Origin of the sequence: Pseudomonas sp. P1.31, from assembly GCF_001269815.1 — a bacterium.
GTDB lineage: Bacteria > Pseudomonadota > Gammaproteobacteria > Pseudomonadales > Pseudomonadaceae > Aquipseudomonas > Aquipseudomonas rustica.
In genome coordinates, this window is sequence record NZ_LHVN01000003.1 from 58431 (window position 1) to 76523 (window position 18093).

Consider the following 18093-nt stretch of genomic DNA (forward strand, 5'->3'; position numbering starts at 1 on the left):
ACGGTTTTTCGATGAAAACCAGAAAAAAACCATGTTTTTGTCATGTAAAAGTAGTTTTTAAGTCGCTGCAAACTTCGTTTCAAACAGGGCTTTAAATGCCTGAAATTCTTTCTCATGGACGCAAATTCTCCACCTAATAGATTAGGCCGCTCAACGCAGTGGAGAATTGGGTAATGATCGTTTTGAACAGAGAAGTGGGCGAATCGCTACGGCGCGACAAATTTGTCAACGTCCAGGGTGGTGACTTCAATCTCTACGGTCATTTTGCCGACTTCGTCAGACTGACCAAAAGTTGGGAAAACATGGAGCCTGACAGCTACTACGGTCAGGCCGAAGCCGGCATGCGTTACCGTCGTTACAGTGACTTCGAGTACAACCCGAAAACCCGCGAGCTGACGCAACTTGAGCATCGCGCGTACGTGCAGTCGAAAGAGAACAACGCTTACGTCGGCGGCCTGGTACGACACTTCCAGGACTTCTCCGATGAAGTGATTTCGTCGCCAGTGATGCGCAGCCTGATCGACACCGATTTTGAAGTGTACAAAAGCGTGCTGCCGGAAGAGCTGCACGATGAAATCTGGCAGTGCCAGATCCATCAGATCCGTATCGAGATCAAACCCGGCAAACAACTGGAAATTACTCCGGAAGGGATTCACTGCGACGGTTACCCGTTCAGCGGTGTGCACTTCTGGGGCCGCAACAACGTCGAGGGTGCCGAGAGTCGTCTGTACGACATCCACGAGCATCAACTGGCGTCGACCACTTACAAGGAAATTCTCGACACCACTTACTTCCTCGACCGCGACATGCGCCACTACGTGACGCCTGCGCGCAACACGCACACCCATGCCATGGCATATCGGCAGATTCTGGCGATTTCTTTCTCGCGGCCCGGGACCGCTTTCGACATTGTTCGCTAATCAGATCACCCCAATCGATGGCGTCGAGTGCTCGACGCCTGTGGTGCTGCGACGCGCCACGGCCAAGGATGCGCAGCGCATGGAGCGCTTCTTCCGCCAGTTCGACGAAGTGTCTTTCTGCGAATGGCAGGACGCCAAGTGCCTGCGCGGCGTGCTGATCCAGAAAACCACCACGTCGTATCTCGCCTTCGACGTCGCCGGCGAAATCGTCGGCGCGGTGCTTGGCGGCATGCTCGGCAGTCGCGGCACGATCAATCATCTGGCCGTCAGCCCGCGCTATCGCAGCCAGGGTGTCGGTCAGCGTCTGGTTGAAGCGGCGTCGTCCGACATGAAACGTGTCGGCGTGTTGCGGATGTTTCTGTTCGTCGACGATGCTAACCTCGCGGGCAAGCGTTTTTGGACTGCCCAGGGTTTTTGCGAGCCCCACGGCGAACGGACATTTGAGAGGGATCTATGAATGAACGGTCCGGCAGTGCGCCGCTGATGGTCACCCATCAGCCATCGCGCACATTTGCCGAAGCCAGCCCGGTCGTCGCCGGCTACTTCACGGTGTCGTTTGTGTTCGGGCTGATGGCCGTCAACGCCGGGTTGCCGATGTGGCTGCCGGTGGCGATGTGCCTGTTCGTCTATGCCGGCGCTTCGCAATTCGCCGCGCTGGCGCTGATCTCCAGCGGCGCGTCGCTGACCACCATTGTGCTGACCACGTTCCTGATCAACGCGCGGCACATGTTGATGTCGGTCTATATGGCCAAAGCCCTGCGCGCGCTCGGTTTGAGCCGCATGGAGCGTTGGGCTTACGCCGGTGGCCTGACCGATGAATCCTTCGCCTTCCACAGTGTGAAACTCGGCACCGGCGCACCAGTCAACGTGCGCTATCTGATCGGCTTCAACCTGTTCTGCCACACCTCGTGGGTGCTCGGCGGATTGCTCGGCGCAGTTTGCGCACAGTACGCGGCGCACCTGATCAAATATCAGCTCGACTACGCACTGACGGCGATGATGCTCTACGTGCTGGTGTCGCTGTGCAACACGCGCAACAAACTGATCGCCGCTGCGGCTGCGGTGATCTGCATGGGCGCCCTGAGCTTGGTCGGCAGCTCGCCGTTTAATGTGTTTATCGCCACGTTTGTGGGCTGCGGAGTGGGTGTATGCCTGACCAAACGTTCCTGATTCTGGTCGTTGTGCTGATGATGGCCGTGACCTTCCTGCCGCGCGCCTTGCCGCTGCAAATCAACACCGAGCACTGGCCGCCATTTGTCGCGCGGGCGCTGGAATACCTGCCGGTGGCGATCGTGGCTGCGATCAGCCTGACTCCCTTGTTGATCAAGGATCAGCACATACAGCTCGACCGCCCGGAATTCTATGCCGCGATTCCGACGTTGTTATGTGCGTATTTCAGCAAAAACCTCTTTCTCAGTGTGGCGGTTGGGACGGCTGCGTACATTGCGCTCGGCTCGTTCATGTAACGGCAGATCGACAACATCGCTGAGTGCCTGGCGCGACAACTCGGAGTTGTTCACCGCCAGGCGCACTTCGAGGAAGTCCTCGAACCCCGGGAAAATCGTCAGGCCGTTTTTCTGCGCAGCCTCACGCGAGACCATGCCGACCGCGTCCATCTGCGTGATCAACGACAACGTCAGCGTTTCGCTGCACGAATAGACCATGCGCTGACCGTTCTCGTGATTGCCCAGCCCGGCGTCGAGAAAACGCAAAAAGCTGTGGGAATACGGACAATCTTCTGCAGGACGTACCTGAAACTTGTTGCCCAGCAACGTCAGCGGATCGTTCTCCTGCCCGCAATGCGCGCCGACCACCTGCACCTGCACTTCGGGCAAGACAATGCTCGGCAAACCCGGACGCTGCGGGCCGATCAGCACCGCGAGGTCAAAGTCTTCGTTCTTCAACTTGCTGAGATTTTCCATCGACTCGGCGTAGCTGAATTCCATCTGATAATCGGGAAACACCTCAATCAGGCGCCCGATCATTCGCCGGTTGAAGTCAGTCGACAACGTGTTGTTCAACGCAACCTTCAACGTCCGCTGGCCCGGCACCTTCAGCGCCTCGACCTTTTCTTCCATCTGTCGCGTGGCAATCAGCACTTTGTCCATATACGGCGTCAGCTCGGTGCCTTGCGGCGTCAGCGTCAGCCCTTTGTTGGAACGACGAAACAAGCGGAAACCGAACTGCTCTTCGACCTTGTTCAACTGCGCGGCCAACGCCTGCACAGTCAGGCACGAATGCTCGGCTGCGGCCGACAAAGAGCCGGTCTGCACGATGCGCATCAGATTGCGTAAGGTTCTGCTATCCATGGGTAATGCCCTCTAAAGTGGGCTGGGTATTGTTGTTTACGAGACTGCCGGTTCGGCGGCCATATGCTGGGTATATTCCTGTACCTGAGCATAGTTGTCGCGGGTTTAGTAGCGAATTGATGTCCCCGCCGATGGCTGGAGGCTGACACAGGATCGGGGTTTTTGGGGGAAGGGGGGTGATGGGGGTCAAAAAAAGTGCCCGGATCGAAAGATCCGGGCACTTTTTTTCGTTTGGAATCTAAGAGCTGTGGCGATTTTTCCCACCTTCGCTCGGCAGCAATCCTTCCATATACCAGAAGTGTCCGATTGCAAATGAGGATGTGGCTGATTTACCCCACCGCCAAAAACCAGCGAAATATGGACTTGTTACTTTGAGGATTTTGTTAAGGCCGAATCCATTGCAGTTAAGGATATTTCCGCCTAGCCAAGGCGCGACTGGGTGGGTACCAATGAATTTGCCAGGAAAGCGCGCTACTCCCAATCAAACCAATTGGATAGCCCTTGGCTTACCGGACATACGCGATATCGAAGTGAGGTTATTGAATTCGAATGCTCGAGAAATTCCTGGTGCGACAAGTTTGGAATTGGCTTGGGAGCAGGTTGCGTTGGGGTTTGGGTTGTCGGAAGGCAAGAGTTACTCCGTGATACAAACGCCTTACGTCGCGGTCACTGTCAGACGCGAATACCTACTACATATCGTCGAAAAAAGGCCCAATGCGCGAGAGCGCTTCACCGAGTTTGCATTGGATACCATTCAGAATCCCTTGGAAATCTGGCAAATTTCCTACGATGACGGTTCGATACGACTGGCGTTCATCGGTGCGTACGACACGAAATATCAGATGCTTGTGGTGATCCACGCTGACTATGGACACGCTCTCTGGAATTTCATGAACTGCGACAAGAAAGCGTTGAATAAGCATCGCCATGGAATACTGGTGTATCAGCGTTTCCAAACCGCCAAACAAAAAAAGCAGCCTGAAGAGGCTGCTTTTTCTGAAGTAGGTGCTTGATATTGTGCTCCCTCAAGCAGGGGAGAAGAGGTCTCACCCGAGCGCTGATATTCAGGTTATCAACGGGGTTCCTAACGCCGACTATTGCCACCTGAAGGCAGTCGGTTTCGCGCTCTTGGGGCCGATTCTCTGTCAGGCGTATTGGCAAGTCAAACGAAAAATAGGCAGTAGGAGTCCGCATATGAAGCGCTTTATTTGTTTGGTTCATATGTGTACTAATCTTGATGTATCACATAACGAGTTGGTAACGATCTGATGCCTACTTCACCTCCAGCTCTCACTCCAAGCGAACAACTCGACGCCCCCGAAGCCGGTCGCGTCGCGCTGAAGTTCTTCTTCAACCTCATGGAGTGCTGGGGCTGCAGCGCCGAGCAGCAACGCACATTGCTGGGCGGCGTCGGCAACACCACGTTCTACAAATACAAACACCTGCCAAATATCCGTCTGCCGAACGACACCCTTGAGCGCATCTCCTACCTGATGGGCATTCACAAGGCGCTGAGTATCATCTTCAGCAACAGCCGCGAACGCGCCTACACGTGGGTCAGCAGCCCAAACACGGCGTCGCCGTTCAATGGCCAAACGGCGCTGGATTACATGCTCGCCGGACGCGTGGTCGATATCGCCGATGTGCGCCGCTACCTCGATGGGGTGCGCGGTTGAAGGCGCCCGATTTGGTTGATGTGCCGTGGCCGCGAGCCTACCGGATCGTTAACAGCAGCTTCCCGCCGATTGCACTGTTTGAAGATGTGCTCGATCCCGAAGACCTGGAAATTGCCTACGCGATTGAGGCGCTGACCAATGATCGATTGATAGAGCAGGCCGGCGTTCTCGCCCGAGTGCGTCCCGAAGATCGACTCTCCGGCCCCGGATCGACTCCGGTGATGGCTGCGTTTACTCATATCGGCAAACGCAGCCGTTTCTGCGACGGCACCTTCGGCGTTTACTACGCCGCAAGCAGTCAGGCGGCTGCCATCGCCGAGACCTGTTATCACCAGAAGCGATTTCTGGCGGCGACCCAGGAAGCGGATCTTGAGTTGACCATGCGCACTTACGTCAATCGGGTGGTTAAACCGTTACACGACATTCGTCACGATCATCCCGAGCTGCACAATCCGGATCCTGAGGCTTATGGGCCGTCTCAGGTTTTCGCCCGGCAACTGCGCGAAACCGAGTCATGGGGACTGCTCTACAACAGCGTTCGCCTGCCGGGCCATGAATGCGTCGCCGCGTTTCGGCCGCCTGCGGTGTCGATTCCGAAGCAGGGTAAGCATTTGCGCTATGTGTGGAGTGCGACTCAGCAGAAGATTTCGTTTGTGCTTGAAATCAGTCAGGTCTGAAACGCAAAAAGCCCTCGCATCAGCGAGGGCCATACACCGGTGTTTACATCAATGGCTTGTCCGACGGCGCATCCATCACTTTCACTACATCATCGATCAGCGCTTTGCTTAACTCCTGCAGATATTGCGAGGCATAAGCGTGAAGATCAGGGTCTCGCGAGATTGAAGTGTCCGCAGTGAGCAAACGTGAGATGTGAAGCAAGTGGGATGCATGGGAAAGGGCGGCGATTACCGGCACACCACGGTTGGTGCGGAACATCGCTTGATTGGATTGAAATGAAAAGTGGGTGAGGCCGAGTGTTTTCAAATCTTGAGAATGGGTCATTTCGCTTCACCTTCAGTTCGAGAAGGGCGGCGTGAAGTGACCGGGGTTACTGACGGATCAATGGCTTTCATTTGTGAACTCCCTGTACCAAATGAGAGCTGCCAATTCGTTATCAGACGAATGGGTGGCAGCTATGCGCGGGCTGATAAACCGGAGATACAGGAACCCGGCAGACCCGAAGGTCTCCCACGCACAGCCGCCATTGCACGGTAATGCAGACACAAAAAATGCGCCGGCAAACGTGAGTTGGGGCGCTGGTGCGCCTGTATCTTACGCGGGTTATCAGGCCCGGTCGCTGAATTGGCAGCGACGGGTTTGACGGTAGCTCGGGGAGCAGCAGGCGCGCAATCGTGGCCAGTAGTGGCTTGCCTTCCTTCTCGTTACAGCAGATTTCTCAGGATTTTGCGCCAAGTTTTCTCAGTCGCGACTTGCATTTGACCTTTATTCAACAACAGAACGAGGAGATCAGCGATGGTCGATGAACTGGATCAATTTCAGCAGGACTTGCTGGAGGCTGTACGTCAGATGAAGGCCGGTGAGATCGCGCGCGTATCGCAGAGGCCGCTCTCCGCGGCGGAAGAACAAAGCGTCGAAGGATCAAGCGATATTGGATTGGGAAGCCTTATTGCCATTGAGCCCGCCAGTTCAGGGCACTGAGATATGCTGCTCACCCCAAACACCATTGCGGTTGCCGTTTCCAGTCATCTGGAAATCCCATAAGTTTCAAATAACCTTGCTCCCTCTCGTCCATCATTTCGGCCAGGTGAAATTTCCACTGGCTGTCCGGGCTGATCAAATCGGTCAGATACGCCAGCATCGTTAACACTATATATAGCCGCTGCTTGGGCTGAGGCCGGTCGCCAGGCGCATTTTGGATGACCCATTCTTTAGGTAAGGAGGGTCGAATCGAGAGTTCTCGGTTCCATAGTCGTGAGTGGTGGGCGCAGCAGTTTCGAATGAAGGTCAGAGTGTGGAGCCAGGAGGCCAGCACTTCGAAGGGGAGATTGAATCTGCTCGCGATCGATTTTTTATCGGCGCTTTTGCCTATCCAAGCGATATTTTCAAAAACCGGGTTACGACTATATGACTTAAAACAAAAGCGCTATGTAGCAAAGGGTGAGGGAATCCGGACAATCGAGGTCCGCGATTTGAAACTCCGATATGGATGCAGATATTCGTTTCGTGACGAAGGTAGCGCTGGCAGCGGGGTACTTCGCCTGCGAGGAGTTTTTTAAAAATGGCGTGCAGCACAGCCAAGCCCGCATGATCGTGACCGCAAAGCGCCTTACTGACGTTAATCCCAGTGTCAGACTGTACACCCGCTTTCAAGACCCTGAAGCACTTCCAGATCCATCTGATTACCAACTATTTAAAGCCGCCATAGAGTTGAGTGGTTGCTCCTGCGTGCTAATGCTTCCTGGAAAAAATTGCTTTGGTGTGATTGTTGGTGTGCTCGGCAACTTTATGGGGATGAGCAACATCCCAGCAGACACTACGGGATTCCCTAATGACGGGGCTTACTCGCTAGGTCATTGCATTTTTCTACAGGAAGGGAAAGTAAAACGAATGTCTTTTCGCCACCTATGCGACAAGTTATTAGAGAAAATGGAAAAAAACGGTGATGACAAAAATGCAGAACCGAAAGATGCGGAAGATGAGAACTAGTGGGTTCCTGTGGACGACCCGCTTACTTTGACCACGCTTTGACGGAATTTGAGACATGCATGAGACGAAGCCCACGCAGGTCACCCGTCTGAGGCTTATTCCGCGTGCGTGGCGTCAAAGAGTGGGGATTTGCCGCCTCGTACCCATGATACACCTCAGGCGGATTATGGACAGGCTCTGGACGGATTCGATCTCAATCGAAGAAGTCCGGCTCAACATCCATCGGGTCGCATTCATAGTCTCCCTTAGCGATCTCAATCTCTATATCCCAATCTTCCGGCTGGGAGTCTTCCTCTACTCCCCCGCAAGTAAAATACACTTGAATCTCGATTGTGCTTTCAGAGGGAAAAACATCTGCTCCGAGAGAGACCTCCTCCCGATCGATGGAATCCCATGCGAAAAACTCTGCGCTAATTGAAAGCTCGACTGCCGCAGTAATGTTGAGTTCAATAACCCAGGTTTTCTTATCTGGGCTGATAGACCAAACCTCTGCAGATTCTATCTTATAGCCTTTGAATTTAGTGTCATAGACTTCGGCTTCCACTCTACTAACTGTGTGACTTACTACGTCGGTCGCACTCCAAGACGAGTCACTTACATGCTCAACTAGCGCATCGTGGAGGCTATCTCTAAGAGATGACTCATCACTTTGAACAGACTCGATAACTTTACTTTCGATAGCCTTTGCGTAAGCGTCTGTTGCGGAGAAAAGAGCAGCTAGCTCATCAATTGACCTGACACAGTACAAATAATCAGAGGTGTCGGCAAACTTACTCCAGCCTTCATCCCCAGATGCGATCATGCCCATTGTTTTTTTGTCTTTCGCAAAATCTTCGAGTAGAAGTAGAGACGTAGCATCTGGAAACTCAGTTTTCTTATCTTTACGAGTACCGAATGGCGGAGAGGTATCAAAATAAAGATCGAAAATACGTTGCGCCAAGAGATGACCATCTATTGGCAGAATTTGACCTTGGCAGGTAGAGGCATAGTCTTTGATCTGTTGATAGAAGTACGCCCATGCATTGGCTCCGACCGTGAGCTTTTCGAAGCACTGATCGATGTCGTCCATGCTGATAGAAGCCAGTCTCTTTAACTCGTTGGAGGAGCTTTTAAAGCCGTCGACTGCTTTCGTAACACCTGCCATACGGTGAGAGACTATTTCCTGCGCAACGACCTCTGATAGCTGGAGGCTCATAGTGTCAGGCAACTGTTTAGGAAGTTGCTTCAGCGCTCCGCCCTCAAAGTTGTAACCGGCTGCTTGGATTAGGTCCGTATCGAGGGAAAAGAAAGAGACATCACCCTGCCAAAGCTGGGCTGCTGTTGGATTGCCTTTTGGCATACAACCATTCCTTGTTGGTCCACTTCGATTTAGCGCAAGATCTCTTGCACGATATGGCTCGCAGAATGGCGAAGTGCCTTCAGTTTCGTCAAGCATTGCAGGTAGCCTTTCGAAATTACGATGAGATCGGGGTATATATCGAACGTGGCGCACTCGGTCGGCCCGGCATCTTCACGAGATTTGGAATCGCCGCCAGACTTTTACGGAGTTATCTTAAAAGCCGCGGGCGAGGACGGCAGCTGGGCTGTCAAATGCTTGGCCATACGAATGCTTAGCGCGCCAGGCAATTCTTGACAGTTCCTTGACGGATTTCGCCGACTGATGCCTTTCAAATCGCCCGAAGCCCATTGCTGTGCGGCCTCCAGAGTGAAAAGTAATGTGACGGCGTGGACGCTCGTCAAGAATTTACTGGAGCGACCATCGCCCTGACAGCAGATCGGAGCAGGGGTGAACGATTCGTTCGCCCGGAACCGGCACTTGGTCGGCTTGCCCACTTGTCAAACTACCCGAATTATGGGTAATGGCTCATATTTCGTTGGTAAAATCTGCAGGTCATCTGCTGGCCTAGAGTCGTGCCGGCGCCAGCGTCAACCGTGCATCGAGGATAGAGCCGTGTCCATTATTGGCTGCGATTATCTACCCGCCGACAAAGTGGTGTGCGATATCCAGTCTCACGGGTTACTAAACGCCGATCCGGCAAGAGGCAGGGAACCGAACCGCATCACAGTGAAGAAACTCGCCTGGGCGCCTTCGGGTGCTCGGTGGCCGGCAACATCCTAGCCCCCGCCCCCAGATACAAAGAGTAAATCCCGCCAGATACCGCGTTTGCAGCAAGGTCATGTCAAAGCCTTCCGACATAGGTAAGCTTCGACAAAAGCACTGATGCCAAGGAATACGGCCATGACTAACGAAGTAATTTTTTTCACCCAGCTGGCCTCAATCGTTGCATTCATCATCGCCCTTTTTACGGTTTATAGCGTCCTTGCGCAGGCAAAGGAGGCAGCGATCCAGGTGCTCAAAGAACGTTTGATCAATAAGGACGAGCAGATTGCGGCGCTAAAGGCTCAGACGCCCGACACATTGGTATCCATCCTCAATGATCGAATCAAAGTCACCCAGGATGAAATTGGCCGTCTCAAAGCCGACGGGGAAATGCATCGCAGCGAGATCGACATTAAGGAGGAAGAACTCCAAAACATTCAGGATAAGCTATCAGCCCTGTCTGAACTGATCCGCGAAAGCGATTTGGTATGCCCGCACTGCGGTGATCCGTTGGTTGGCCGTCAATCACATACGATTTATGGTGGTGTGGACGGTGAGCAGGAAGCCGATATCGAGATACTCAATTATGAATGCGGTTACTCCATCGCAGACGATGGCAAAGTACTGGGACGCTGCGTACATAACTTAAGCTGTTGAATATGCTTAAGGCCGTCAGTCGACGAGGTGATTACTCATCGCTCCCATAGTTTCGAGGGGCGCTGCAGACTCTGGACCTGTTGGAGCGATTCGCTGGAATGCTCAGATAGCTATCCCGGGTCACTACCACTACCCTGATCCGGGGTGGTGCTGGCGCGAACGCCGACAATGTTGGGGCTGCCGAGTAGCGTCATGGCCTTCGAACTATGGATCACCTACACTGCCCCATAGAGCAACGCGGACCTAGATGGTGAATTCGCTTCCCGTTGGGGTGTCTGTTCATCGACACGGCCGGCGTGCTGCTCTAGAATCGCGCGCCCACAGCATTAATGCCGCAAGGGCCGAGCGCAGTCCCCTTTTCTTCGAGAAGGAGCTCAGAATCGAATGGGAGGAGTAAGTCAGGTGGGGCACAAGATGGCTGGGGCAGCTATGCCAATCAAGCTGGGCAAAGAGCCGCTGATAGACGCGGTGTTCGAGATGCGTTTTGATAGCCATGTGCCGGTTGCATCTATTTGGCCTGGGATGCTCTACAGCCAACTGCCAGGCGAAAAGTCATTGGAAAACTTACCTCTGACTTCTCTACCAAAGGAAATCCGTGACCAAGACCCAAATTTGATCCACTCGCCAATCTGCCGCATCAGTTGGGGAGATTTCTGGATTTTGCTGGGCGACCACATTTTTTGCGTTGCAGCAAAGCTTCCATATCAAGGTTGGGCCAAATTTTCAGAAGCGATTCACACCGCGTTTAGCATGGTTTTGCGAACGCAGATGATAACTGCTGTGAATAGATGCTCTATTAAGTATGTGGATATTCTGGACAGCTCACCTCTGGAGGCTAGCGACTGTTTCAATTTTGAGCTTTCGTTAGGCCGGCGCTCTCCAACAGGCAATAATTTCCATGTCAGAATGGAATCACGAGACGGGGAGCTGCTTCATAGTATTCAGGTCGGCTCGGCAGCGCAGTACGTCCTTGCGAACGGCACAACGCGAACTGGCCCAGTGCTTGATATTGATTCTGTGCTAGACCTACAAGGTGAAAACCCTCAGGTTTTCTTGGATAAATTAGCTGAGCGCACTGAACGGTTGCACACTGCCAACAAACGAGTAGTGTTCGATTGTATTTCTGCGGCCGCACTGGAGTATTTGGAGCCTGTCTATGCGTAACTACACTCTTCAGTTCTCCCCTGCAACCTACAGTGCCGCTGCTTCCGCACTCGTACTCGCGGTCGTGATGGCCGCCCATTCCCAGGTAGAAGCTATGGATAGCATTACTGGAAGAAACGTTTCAACTATGGTTGTCGGCAATTATCGAGAATCCGGTACAAGCCCAACCATCAGGGTTAACGTAGGTGAAACCGTTGAGCTTGATATCCATCGATATCTGGACAACGCCTCCCAATCGTTTGTCACACAGCTGTCAGGAGGCATGCAGCCACTGGGGGCTGACTTTGCTGAGGTTCTTGAAGATAACTTCTGGGATCTAGTGCTAGGGTAATATTCTTGGATGAACATCGATCGGTTTGATTACAAGGATTTTTTACCCTACTACCTCACAGCAGAGCAGAAGCTCGGATTGGCCGGAGCTCTTAGGGATTTCTCTGAAAAAACAAATCTCTATACTACTGATTTTGCAGATGAAACCCTGCAAGGCGACCTTTGGGGACAGACTCCGTTAATGGATTTCCCTTCAGGTAAAATTAGGTCTGTTCGGGTTTTAGTAATATCTAATAGTTGTGACGTATCCCCGGATAACAAACGAGAGCTTCCTATCTATATCACCTACGCTCCAGTAATAGGGCTGGCGGGCTACGCTAGCGTCTTGGAAAAAAGCGGAATTGATACGGATGCCATAAAGTCCAAAATCCAGTCAATCCGCGAGCAAAAAATCACGAGCATGCTTTTTTTGCCCGTGGGATATGGGATGGATGAGGAGGGCGTAGCACTCCTGGACAGAGTGACTTCGATCCCTTACAGGTCGTTCGACAATCATGCCGAAAAAACCAAGCTGACTTCGCTCAGCCAAATGGGTCATTACCTGCTTTCCTTTAAGCTGGCGATCCATTTTTGTAGGATGCATGAAGCGATCGCACGCGGATGAGCTATCCAAAAAGATTTTTCATATGATTGTGACATTGCGTCTCAGCGCTCCAATGTCCACTGTGCCGCACCGGGTCAATTGACAGTTATGGCCTTCACGATATTGAACATTGATAACATTTTGCCAGCCTGAAGGTAAGCAAGAAGTATCAGCACGTAAGACGCCAAGACTAGTGATACAGCAGACCATTGGCATACATCCCCGGCTCTCTCATGCCACTTCAATCGATCAGCAAAAAAATACTGCGCTAGGTAAGTAATGGCAGTCGCGATCCCTGTGGCGAAAAGCGCCCAACCAAGCAGTGCCATGGTCAACGCAAGAGCCTCAAGCCCCTCAGGCTTTAATGCTGACCAAGCAGACCCTGCGAACGCCAGTAGTGCCGCAGCGGAGCCCCCTGATACTAAGAAGCATGTTTTCAGGGCGTTAGTGCCAGCTTCCCAGCCAGACCTAACCATTTCAATATCCCATTGATGCGAATGCTCGGCATCTTGAAGTTCTGTCTCTGGAGAACCGGCATTTTGCATCGCATGTCCTTTGAGCTGTTCAAGATACTGATTCAGAGCATCAACGTTGACAGTCGTAAGCCCTTTTTCCCTATTGTTCTTTAGATCTTTCTGAAGAACCTCGATCGCTTGTTTCGCATCCATTCCAGCTGACTCCTGAGATTTCGATTAGCGCAATCATATCAGGCGCCAAATTTTGAGGTGTCTGCCCACTCTTGGATGGTTATGATGTCAGGGGGGAATGTTTGTGCGAGATGGATAGTTGCGCGCATAACTGGCGAGGGAGGAATCAGTAGGCTTTCAAAGAAACGGGGAGTGAACGGGGAAAATTTATAATGGAGGAAGCCTAAAACGAAAAAGGCCCACCGCAAGGTGAGCCTAAGTCGTTTTTCTATATGGTGCCGGCACCAGGAGTCGAACCCGGGACCTACTGATTACAAGTCAGTTGCTCTACCAACTGAGCTATACCGGCGTTGTGGGCGACGATTATAGCGACTGGATAATTTCTGTAAACCCCTGAATTCAGACTATTTTTGCATCCCTGCAAATCAAGCCTTTCTCAGTACATTTCGCAGCGTTTGCACAGCCTTCACTGTCCGGCTGTTTTGCAGGGCAAACAACTGCGCTTCGGCCTGTTCGGCGCGGTGCAGGGCGTCGGTGAGTTGTTGGGCGGTGTCGAGTTCGCCGGGGCTCAGTGGGTGGGCGAGGGCGTGGCCTTGGCAGAGCTGGAAGTTGTCGAGGTTGCACGGTGGGATGTCGAATGCGGGTTTGAGGCTCAGGTGTTCGTCGGCGAGGAACCAGGTGTTGAGGCCATCGAACAGGATCGACTGGTAGCCGGCGTCGGTGACCAGGTGTTCCCAGGTGTGATCGCGTTTCCATGGGGTTTCGATGACGATGATCCATGGGCGGAAGCGGCTGAAGTCCATGCCGCGCAGGACGGTTTCTTCGTGGCCTTCGACGTCGATTTTGAGGAAGTGGATCGGGCGGTCGGCGGCGTATTGCTCGCAGATTGAGGTCAGCGTGCGGGCTTTGACAGTGAGGCTGCGCACGTCCATGCCGAGGTCTTTGCGTTGCTGAGCGACGGCGGGGTCAGCGGTGGAGAGGCCGGTGCCGGGAATGCCGTAGAAGGTCATTTCGCCGGGTTGGTCGCTGGCGACGCACTGCGCGGTCGCGTCGCGTGGGCGCGCCTGGCACAGCGCGTCGTAATAATTTTGCATGGGTTCGACGTTAACGCCGCGCCAGCCGTGATCGTAGATGGCTCTGGTGACCGAGTCGTGGCTCGGGTCGTTGGCGCCGACATCGATGTAGAAGCCGTGTTCGAACTGTTTGAGTGCGCGCCACAGGCGGACGTCTTCAAAATTCTGTGCGTAAGAAATGAGCGTCACTGTCGCTTCCTGTCGGTCAGATTTTTCTTGTTTGAATGTGCGCTGCCGGTGCGCTGTGACCCTGTATAGCAAGGGTGGCAGGTCGCTGCAATTATTCGCCGGGGGCTGCTGATTTTCGGCGATTATGTCGTTTTGATTGGCGGCTTATGCACAACCGAGCACCGTGAAGACGTGCTTAGGCCGGTTTTTGTGGACGCGTTCTCATTTTGTTCGCAAATCCCTGTTTTATTGGTTTTTTCTATATGTGAACAAAAAATGACCAGAGCTGTTTCAGCACCGAAACAGGCGTGGATATTGGATCCGAGTAAAATCCATCAACAGAGTTATCCACAGGCTGGCGGTGGTTTATTCGCGTTCGGCCAACAACAGAAAATTGCGCGGGGTCAGCGCTGATTCGCAGAAGGTGCCGAGGCGTACGGCGTATCCCTGTTCGGTGAGGAAAAGTGCCCGATCGAGGTTCAGCCAAAGCTCCAGTGGTCGTCGGAATAATCCGCGCAGCAGTTCCAGATTGCGTACTTCGGCCAATCGTTGCCATCCCGCCGCTTCCAGTGCCGCCCAGTCTGGCGTGCCGATTGTGGATAACTCTTTGAGATCGGCCAGATCACGGCAGTAATCGGCGAACGGTTTGTCCAGCCAAGCGCTGGGCAGGGAGGGCGTTGGTAAGTATTCGTCGACGCCGCGCACTTGCCGTTGCAGCAGGTCGAAAGCGAGGCGACGGGCCATCGAGGTGTCGCGCTGACGTCGGACGCGTGCACCAGCGGTGACGGTTTCACTCATCGGCAGAGCGAGATCTTCCAGCGAGAGTTGTAGGAACGATGTTAATCCGGCGTAGGACAAGGCCTCATATTCGCTTGTGCAAATGCGGTTGTAGCAGCACGGCGCGATCGCCATTTGCTGGCAACCTGCGGCACTGGCCAGTTGCATCAATCGCACATGCAGATCACCGCAGGCGTGAAGGGCGACGGGCGTGTGATTCGCGCTCAATACAGCAGAGGCGTTCGCCGCCAGTACATCCTGTTCCACATGCAAAGCGTGCAAGTGATGACGCTGACTTAACGCCTGACCGCTGGCGACCAATAAAGGATCGTATTCAACGCAAGTCAGTTGCTGCCCCGCGCCCAACAAGCGTCGCCCCAAATGCCCCTTGCCAGAGCACCAGTCCAGCCAATGCATCGGCTGCGAGGTGAAAGACAAACGACTGGCAAACGCCTCGATCTGTTGCCACTTGCGCCCCGGTACATCAACACTCAACCGATGCCCCGCAGCTTCCAGCGCATGTCCCGGCAACTCGCCAACCACGCTCAACTCAGCCGACAACGCCGCCAATGAAGCAAACGGCTCCGGCGCATCAGCAAGATCAGCAGGGTGGTTATGAGCGTTTTCCGCGTCTTCCAGCGACCGCCCGCGTAGCCACGAGGACAATTCCGGGTAGGACGCTTCCCAAGCAAGCGAAAGGTGAGTGAACGGTCGAGGTTTCCACAGCGCCTGATGCTCAATCAAAAAAGCATCCAGCGCGGTGAAGCGGGCGAGTAAGTCCTCGCCCGTCAGCACGTAGGAAGAATCAACGCCCTTGGCAGGCATCGACGCGCAGCCAGCGCTCCAGCAGCTTGAAGCCGCGCACGAGCACGTAAGCCATCAGCAGATAGAACACGCCCGCCGCGAAGAAGATCTCCACCGGCAGATAGGTGCGCGCGATGATCGTGCGCGCCATGCCGGTCAGTTCCAGCAGGGTCACGGTGCTGGCCAGCGCGCTGGCCTTGAGCATCAGGATCACTTCGTTGCTGTAGGCCGGCAGGCCGATGCGCGCCGCGCGCGGGAGGATGATGTAGAACATCGCTTTCGGCTTGGACATGCCCAAGGCCCGCGCCGCTTCGATTTCGCCCGGCGGAATCGCCTGAATCGCTCCGCGCAGAATCTCGGCGATGTACGCCGCCGTGTGCAGGGTCATGGTCACGGTCGCACACCAGAACGGATCGCGCAGGTACGGCCACAACGCACTTGCACGCACCGCGTCGAACTGCGCCAAACCGTAATAAACCAGAAACAGCTGAACCAAAAGTGGCGTGCCACGGAAAAAGAAGATGTAGGCGTAAGGCAACGAGCGCACGTACCACAGCTTCGAAGAGCGGGCGATGCCTAGCGGAATCGCCAGCAGCAAACCGGCGATGACAGCGATGGTCACCAGTTCCAGGGTCAGGGTCGCGCCCTGCGCCAGTTTCGGCAGCCACTTGATGATGACTTCCCAGTTCATTTAAGCGCTCCTCGCAAAGCCGCGAGCGGCGCGTTTTTCCAGGAAGTGCATGCCGGTCATCGCCAGCACGGTCAGGCCCAAGTACATGATCGCGGCGACCATATAAAAGGTGAACGGTTGTTTCGACACGGTCACGCCGATTTGCGCGTGACGCATGATTTCTTCCAGGCCGATCACCGAGACCAGCGCGGTGTCTTTCATCAGGATCATGAACAGATTGCCCAGACCGGGCAGGGCGATGCGCCACATCTGCGGCATGATCAGACGGGTGAAGATCCGCCATTTCGACAGGCCCAGGGCCTGGCCGGCCTCACGGTGGCCTTTGGGAATGGCGAGGATCGCACCACGGAACACTTCCGTGGCGTAAGCGCCGAAGCACAGGCCGAGGGCGATGACACCGGCGGCGAAGGCATTGAGTTGCAGGTCGGGGTTGCCGAAGAACTCACCGAGGGCGCGCATCAGGTTGACCGTACCGAAGTAGATCAACAGCACCCAGAGCAATTCCGGGACGCCACGCACGAGGGTCGAATAAGTGCCGCCAAGCCATTGCAGCGGCTTGTACGGGGAAGTCTTGGCCAAGGCGCCGAGCAGACCGAGCACCAGTCCCAGGCACAGGGCCGTGAGGGCCAGTTGGACGGTCATCAGCGCGCCGGCAGCGAGGGCCGGGCCGAATCCGTAGAGGTCGATAATCATGGAATTCTGTTCAAATTGCGGCAGGCAAAGTCGGGAGCCAGCGCCGTTGCATCACGGCGCCAGTCCCACAGGTCAGGATCAGTAGATGCTGAACGGGAAGTACTTGTCGTTGATCTTCTTGTAGGTACCGTCGGCGACGATTTCCTTCAGGGCAGCGTTCAACTTCTCACGCAGTGGATCGCCTTTACGTACAGCGATGCCGATCTTGTCGCTTTCTACGACCGGGTCACCTTTGAACTCGTAGTTCTTGCCCGCGTCGCTTTTCAGCCAGTCATAGTTGGCGTACTTGTCGGCGAGGATCGCGTCGACACGACCGGAGGTCAGGTCGAGGTAGGCGTTTTCCTGGGTGTCGTAGAGGCTGACTTTGATGTCATCGGCGTAGGTGTCTTCCAGCCAGGTACCGGCCAGGGTTGCACGCTGAGTACCGATGGTCTTGCCTTTCAGCGAGTCCTTGTCGGTTTTGAAGTCGACGTTTTTCGGTGCGATGAACTGCAGCTTGTTCGAGTAGTACGGGTCGGTGAAATCGACCGCGCCTTTGCGCTCTTCGGTGATCGACAGCGAGGAGATCAGGAAGTCGAACTTCTTCGCGTTCAGGGCCGGAATGATGCCGTCCCAGTCGGAAGTGACCACGCTGCATTCGACTTTCATCTTCGCGCACAGGGCGTCGCCGATGTCTTTGTCGAAGCCGACCACGTTGCCGCTGGCGTCTTTGTTGTTGAACGGCGGGTAAGCCGCTTCGATGCCCATCTTCAGGGTTTCAGCCATGGCACCGGCGCTGAACGCGAGGGTGACGGCGGCGGCCAGGAAGACCTTTTTATAGTTCTGCATGCATG

Annotated in this window: 23 protein-coding genes, 1 tRNA gene and 1 pseudogene; 13 read left to right on the forward strand and 12 right to left on the reverse strand. The window is 54.3% G+C overall.

Annotated elements, in window-relative coordinates; genetic code table 11:
* The first annotated feature begins 173 nt into the window (after nt 1-173).
* The 4 genes from AD669_RS01035 (at nt 174) to AD669_RS01050 (ending at nt 2386) form a co-directional block, all read left to right on the forward strand.
* The gene (locus tag AD669_RS01035) at nt 174-920 is read left to right on the forward strand and encodes a 2OG-Fe dioxygenase family protein (RefSeq protein ID WP_053116557.1); all 747 of its coding nucleotides are present in this window, start codon (nt 174-176) and stop codon (nt 918-920) included.
* Between the two features lie 79 nt (nt 921-999).
* Nucleotides 1000-1377 (forward strand): GNAT family N-acetyltransferase, encoded by a 378-nt coding sequence (locus AD669_RS01040; RefSeq protein ID WP_053116558.1) that lies wholly within the window; start codon nt 1000-1002, stop codon nt 1375-1377.
* Nucleotides 1374-2090, forward strand: coding sequence for an AzlC family ABC transporter permease (locus tag AD669_RS01045; RefSeq protein WP_053116559.1), 717 nt, complete (start codon nt 1374-1376; stop codon nt 2088-2090). Before AD669_RS01040 ends, AD669_RS01045 begins: the two co-directional genes overlap by 4 nt.
* Nucleotides 2069-2386, forward strand: coding sequence for an AzlD domain-containing protein (locus tag AD669_RS01050; RefSeq protein ID WP_053116560.1), 318 nt, complete (start codon nt 2069-2071; stop codon nt 2384-2386). Before AD669_RS01045 ends, AD669_RS01050 begins: the two co-directional genes overlap by 22 nt.
* Here AD669_RS01050 and AD669_RS01055 read toward each other — a convergent pair.
* Complete coding sequence (locus AD669_RS01055; RefSeq protein ID WP_053116561.1) at nt 2303-3229, reverse strand: LysR family transcriptional regulator; 927 nt, start codon at nt 3227-3229, stop codon at nt 2303-2305. The genes AD669_RS01050 and AD669_RS01055 overlap by 84 nt on opposite strands.
* 449 nt (nt 3230-3678) lie before the next feature.
* Here AD669_RS01055 and AD669_RS01060 point away from each other — a divergent pair, with 449 nt between their 5' ends.
* The 3 genes from AD669_RS01060 (at nt 3679) to AD669_RS01070 (ending at nt 5582) form a co-directional block, all read left to right on the forward strand.
* Nucleotides 3679-4242, forward strand: coding sequence for a PBECR2 nuclease fold domain-containing protein (locus tag AD669_RS01060; protein ID WP_172680062.1), 564 nt, complete (start codon nt 3679-3681; stop codon nt 4240-4242).
* Between the two features lie 255 nt (nt 4243-4497).
* Nucleotides 4498-4905 (forward strand): MbcA/ParS/Xre antitoxin family protein, encoded by a 408-nt coding sequence (locus AD669_RS01065; RefSeq protein ID WP_053116562.1) that lies wholly within the window; start codon nt 4498-4500, stop codon nt 4903-4905.
* 11 nt (nt 4906-4916) lie between these two features.
* A complete protein-coding gene (locus AD669_RS01070) occupies nt 4917-5582 on the forward strand; it encodes an RES family NAD+ phosphorylase (protein WP_082341374.1) in 666 nt (221 codons plus the stop codon).
* A 43-nt stretch (nt 5583-5625) separates the two neighbouring features.
* Here AD669_RS01070 and AD669_RS01075 read toward each other — a convergent pair whose 3' ends face one another.
* Entirely contained in the window at nt 5626-5907 is a 282-nt protein-coding gene (locus AD669_RS01075; RefSeq protein ID WP_053116564.1) for a DUF3077 domain-containing protein, read from the reverse strand.
* Between the two features lie 471 nt (nt 5908-6378).
* Between AD669_RS01075 and AD669_RS28670 the strand changes: the two genes are divergently transcribed.
* On the forward strand, nt 6379-6564 hold the full coding sequence (locus tag AD669_RS28670; RefSeq protein WP_256218792.1) for a hypothetical protein: 186 nt from the start codon (nt 6379-6381) through the stop codon (nt 6562-6564).
* A 10-nt stretch (nt 6565-6574) separates the two neighbouring features.
* Here AD669_RS28670 and AD669_RS28675 read toward each other — a convergent pair whose 3' ends face one another.
* Nucleotides 6575-6724: a hypothetical protein gene (locus tag AD669_RS28675; protein WP_256218793.1), complete on the reverse strand. Its 150-nt coding sequence runs from the start codon at nt 6722-6724 to the stop codon at nt 6575-6577.
* A 114-nt stretch (nt 6725-6838) separates the two neighbouring features.
* Nucleotides 6839-6964, reverse strand: a pseudogene (locus tag AD669_RS28680) (Abi family protein); the annotation flags it as partial.
* Between the two features lie 104 nt (nt 6965-7068).
* On the opposite strand from AD669_RS28680, the gene AD669_RS01090 reads away from it, so the two are divergent.
* Nucleotides 7069-7572, forward strand: coding sequence for a hypothetical protein (locus tag AD669_RS01090; protein WP_053116565.1), 504 nt, complete (start codon nt 7069-7071; stop codon nt 7570-7572).
* 193 nt (nt 7573-7765) lie between these two features.
* On the opposite strand, the gene AD669_RS01095 is transcribed toward AD669_RS01090, so the two are convergent.
* Nucleotides 7766-8911, reverse strand: coding sequence for a PIN domain-containing protein (locus AD669_RS01095; protein ID WP_053116566.1), 1146 nt, complete (start codon nt 8909-8911; stop codon nt 7766-7768).
* Nucleotides 8912-9811: 900 nt separating this feature from the next.
* Here AD669_RS01095 and AD669_RS01100 point away from each other — a divergent pair.
* The 4 genes from AD669_RS01100 to AD669_RS01115 all read left to right on the forward strand — a co-directional run bounded on the left by AD669_RS01100 (nt 9812) and on the right by AD669_RS01115 (nt 12428).
* On the forward strand, nt 9812-10330 hold the full coding sequence (locus AD669_RS01100; protein ID WP_053116567.1) for a hypothetical protein: 519 nt from the start codon (nt 9812-9814) through the stop codon (nt 10328-10330).
* 384 nt (nt 10331-10714) lie between these two features.
* Nucleotides 10715-11494 (forward strand): TIGR04255 family protein, encoded by a 780-nt coding sequence (locus AD669_RS01105; protein WP_256218794.1) that lies wholly within the window; start codon nt 10715-10717, stop codon nt 11492-11494.
* Nucleotides 11487-11825: a hypothetical protein gene (locus tag AD669_RS01110; protein WP_053116568.1), complete on the forward strand. Its 339-nt coding sequence runs from the start codon at nt 11487-11489 to the stop codon at nt 11823-11825. The genes AD669_RS01105 and AD669_RS01110 overlap by 8 nt, the downstream gene beginning before the upstream one ends.
* Nucleotides 11826-11834: 9 nt before the next feature.
* Nucleotides 11835-12428: a hypothetical protein gene (locus AD669_RS01115; RefSeq protein ID WP_053116569.1), complete on the forward strand. Its 594-nt coding sequence runs from the start codon at nt 11835-11837 to the stop codon at nt 12426-12428.
* 74 nt (nt 12429-12502) lie between these two features.
* Here the strand turns inward: AD669_RS01115 and AD669_RS01120 are convergent, their stop codons facing one another.
* The 7 genes from AD669_RS01120 to AD669_RS01150 all read right to left on the reverse strand — a co-directional run bounded on the left by AD669_RS01120 (nt 12503) and on the right by AD669_RS01150 (nt 18088).
* Nucleotides 12503-13075 carry a hypothetical protein gene (locus AD669_RS01120; RefSeq protein WP_053116570.1) on the reverse strand — a complete coding sequence of 191 codons (573 nt, stop codon included), beginning with the start codon at nt 13073-13075 and terminating at the stop codon, nt 12503-12505.
* 252 nt (nt 13076-13327) lie between these two features.
* A tRNA-Thr gene (locus tag AD669_RS01125) sits at nt 13328-13403 on the reverse strand.
* Nucleotides 13404-13479: 76 nt separating this feature from the next.
* Nucleotides 13480-14316, reverse strand: coding sequence for an FkbM family methyltransferase (locus AD669_RS01130; protein ID WP_053116571.1), 837 nt, complete (start codon nt 14314-14316; stop codon nt 13480-13482).
* A 345-nt stretch (nt 14317-14661) separates the two neighbouring features.
* On the reverse strand, nt 14662-15897 hold the full coding sequence (locus tag AD669_RS01135; RefSeq protein ID WP_053116572.1) for a methyltransferase: 1236 nt from the start codon (nt 15895-15897) through the stop codon (nt 14662-14664).
* Nucleotides 15878-16567, reverse strand: a complete 690-nt coding sequence (locus AD669_RS01140; RefSeq protein WP_053116573.1) for an ABC transporter permease — start codon at nt 16565-16567, stop codon at nt 15878-15880. The genes AD669_RS01135 and AD669_RS01140 overlap by 20 nt, the downstream gene beginning before the upstream one ends.
* Complete coding sequence (locus tag AD669_RS01145; protein ID WP_007909165.1) at nt 16568-17260, reverse strand: ABC transporter permease; 693 nt, start codon at nt 17258-17260, stop codon at nt 16568-16570.
* Nucleotides 17261-17338: 78 nt separating this feature from the next.
* On the reverse strand, nt 17339-18088 hold the full coding sequence (locus AD669_RS01150) for an ABC transporter substrate-binding protein (RefSeq protein WP_053116574.1): 750 nt from the start codon (nt 18086-18088) through the stop codon (nt 17339-17341).
* Nucleotides 18089-18093 lie beyond the last annotated feature (5 nt).